General features: G+C 60.3%; 4 protein-coding genes. All 4 read left to right on the top strand.

Annotated elements, in window-relative coordinates:
* The first annotated feature begins 3 nt into the window (after window positions 1-3).
* The 4 genes from MPJ51_RS18880 (at window position 4) to MPJ51_RS18865 (ending at window position 2,648) form a co-directional block, all read left to right on the top strand.
* Window positions 4-792, top strand: a complete 789-nt coding sequence (locus tag MPJ51_RS18880; protein ID WP_298390045.1) for an exodeoxyribonuclease III — start codon at window positions 4-6, stop codon at window positions 790-792.
* Window positions 793-879: 87 nt separating this feature from the next.
* Complete coding sequence (trxA, locus tag MPJ51_RS18875) at window positions 880-1,797, top strand: thioredoxin (RefSeq protein WP_298389990.1); 918 nt, start codon at window positions 880-882, stop codon at window positions 1,795-1,797.
* Between the two features lie 27 nt (window positions 1,798-1,824).
* Entirely contained in the window at window positions 1,825-2,466 is a 642-nt protein-coding gene (locus tag MPJ51_RS18870) for an LON peptidase substrate-binding domain-containing protein (RefSeq protein ID WP_298389987.1), read from the top strand.
* Window positions 2,463-2,648 carry a Trm112 family protein gene (locus MPJ51_RS18865; RefSeq protein ID WP_298389984.1) on the top strand — a complete coding sequence of 62 codons (186 nt, stop codon included), beginning with the start codon at window positions 2,463-2,465 and terminating at the stop codon, window positions 2,646-2,648. The genes MPJ51_RS18870 and MPJ51_RS18865 overlap by 4 nt, the downstream gene beginning before the upstream one ends.

Here is a 2,648-nt window from a genome sequence, read left to right as displayed (position 1 = left end):
CCCATGCCCTTTACCCTTGCCACATGGAACATCAACTCGGTCCGCCTGCGCGAGCCTATCGTGCTGAAATTGCTGGAAGAAGAGGCGCCGGATGTTCTGTGTCTGCAGGAATGTAAATCCCCGGTGGAGAAGATTCCGACCGAAGGGTTTGCCGAACTCGGCTACACTCACATGGTTGCGCGCGGGCAGAAGGGGTATAACGGCGTTGCCATCCTGTCGCGCTTGCCGATGGAAGAGGTCGGCGACAAGGATTTCGCGAATCTCGGCCATGCCCGACATATCGCGGGGCGGCTGGAAAACGGCGTGACGATCCACAATTTCTATGTCCCGGCGGGTGGGGATGTGCCGGATCGTGAGGTGAATGAGAAATTCGGACAGAAACTGGACTATCTGACAGATATGCGGGACTGGTTTCATGCCGAAAAGCCGGAAAAGTCCATTCTTGTTGGTGACCTGAATATTGCCCCGCGCGAAGATGATGTCTGGTCGCATAAGCAACTGCTCAAGGTCGTGTCGCATACCCCGATCGAGGTTGAAACGCTGGCTGAAACGCAGGATGCGGGCGGTTGGGTGGATATTACCCGCAAGGACATTCCCGAAGGACAGCTCTATAGCTGGTGGTCCTATCGTGCCCGCGACTGGGACGCTGCCGACAAGGGGCGGCGGTTGGATCACGTCTGGGCCACGCCCGATATCTCGAACGCGGGTCATTCCAGCCGCGTCCTGCGCGCCGCGCGCGGGTGGGAAAAACCCAGCGATCACGCCCCGGTTTTTGCCACGTTTGACCTGTAATCGCGCAATAAACCCGCGAATCTGCCCTTGGTTTCCGCGCCGCGCGGTTGCATATAAGGCCCGGAAACGAACCTGAAAGTGAATGCCATGGATCTTCTGAACGGCGCAGACAGCACCACAGCCACCGATCTGATCAAGGACGGGACCGAGGCCACCTTCATGGCCGATGTGGTCGAAGCCTCGCAGGACACTCCGGTGATCGTCGATTTCTGGGCACCCTGGTGCGGGCCGTGCAAGACGCTGGGTCCGCTGCTTGAGGAAGCCGTGACCGCCGCCAGGGGCGCGGTGAAGATGGTCAAGATCAACGTGGATGAGGCGCAGATGATCGCCTCGCAGATGCGTATCCAGTCGATCCCGACCGTCTATGCCTTTTACAAAGGGCAGCCGGTGGATGGTTTTCAGGGTGCAGTGCCCGGGTCCGAAATCAAGGCATTTGTGGACCGCGTGATCGAGGCTGCAGGTGGCGAGAGCCCCGGTGGACAACTGGACGACGCCGTTCAGGCCGCCGAAGAGATGCTGGCCGAAGGGGCCGCCGTTGATGCGGCCCAGACCTTTGCTGCGATTCTGGGCGAAGACCCGAACCATGCCGCCGCTTATGGTGGCCTTGTGCGCGCCCATATCGCCTCGGGCGATCTGGAACAGGCCGAGACGATCCTGAATGGTGCCCCGGCTGAAATCTCGACCTCCCCCGAACTTGAGGCGGCCCATGCCCAGTTGGAACTGGCCAAACAGGCCGCAGATGCCGGTCCGGTGGCCGAGTTGACCGCAGCGGTTGAGGCGGAGCCTGACAACCATCAGGCCCGGTTCGATCTGGCGCAGGCGCTGCATGCCAATGGGGATGTGGAAGAGGCGGTAACTCAGTTGTTGGAACTGTTCCGCCGTGATCGTGAATGGAACGAAGGTGCGGCCAAGACGCAGCTGTTCACCATCTTCGATGCGCTCAAGCCCAATGATCCGATTGTCCTGAACGGGCGGCGCAAGCTCAGCTCGATGATATTTGCCTAATCTGCGATCAGGGCTACACTCGAATACATGATGCATCCTGCTGATCTGCCGGAGACACTTCCGGTTTTCCCGCTGCCCGGGGCGCTGCTGCTGCCGCGCGCGCGCCTGCCCCTGCATATTTTCGAACCGCGCTATCTGCAAATGCTGGATGACGCGCTGAAAACGCAGGAACGGCTGATCGGTATGGTCCAGCCCAACCCCTGCCAAAGAACCGACGACAAGCTGCACCAGATCGGCTGTGCCGGGCGCGTGACGCAGTTTTCGGAAACCGAAGACGGCCGCTATCTGGTCACGCTCAGTGGTGTCTCGCGGTTCCGCGTCAAATCCGAGGTGGATGGTTTCACCCCGTATCGCCGCTGCGTGGTCTCATGGGACGGGTTCGACCGTGATCTGGGCAAGGCCGAGCAGGATGACGCCTTCAACCGCAACCGTTTCCTGACCCTGCTGGAGCGGTTCTTTGAATCGCGCCAGTTGGCCACCGATTGGGAGACGATGAAGGATGCCGATGACGAATTGCTGGTCAATTCCCTGTCGATGCTGCTGGATTTCGACCCCGAGGACAAACAGGCCCTGCTTGAGGCCCCCTGCCTGCGCACAAGGCGCGAAACCCTGGTGACTTTGATCGAGTTCGCCATGCGCGGCGGCTCTAGCGAGGAAAAACTGCAATGAGCGATGCCGAGCACGCCTTTGACCGCCACATGCTTGAGGCTCTGATTTGCCCACAGACCCACACCACACTGCATTACGATGCCGAGCGGCAAGAGCTGGTTTCCAAGGCCGCCGGTCTGGCCTTTCCGATCCGCAACGGCATCCCGGTGATGCTGGTGGATGAGGCGCGCGAGCTGGATTAA

The sequence above is a fragment of the Ruegeria sp. genome, assembly GCF_028066395.1.
Taxonomy (GTDB): Bacteria; Pseudomonadota; Alphaproteobacteria; order Rhodobacterales; family Rhodobacteraceae; genus Ruegeria.
The sequence above is the reverse complement of the archived record's forward strand: the minus strand, read 5'-3'. Positions and strand labels throughout refer to the sequence as shown.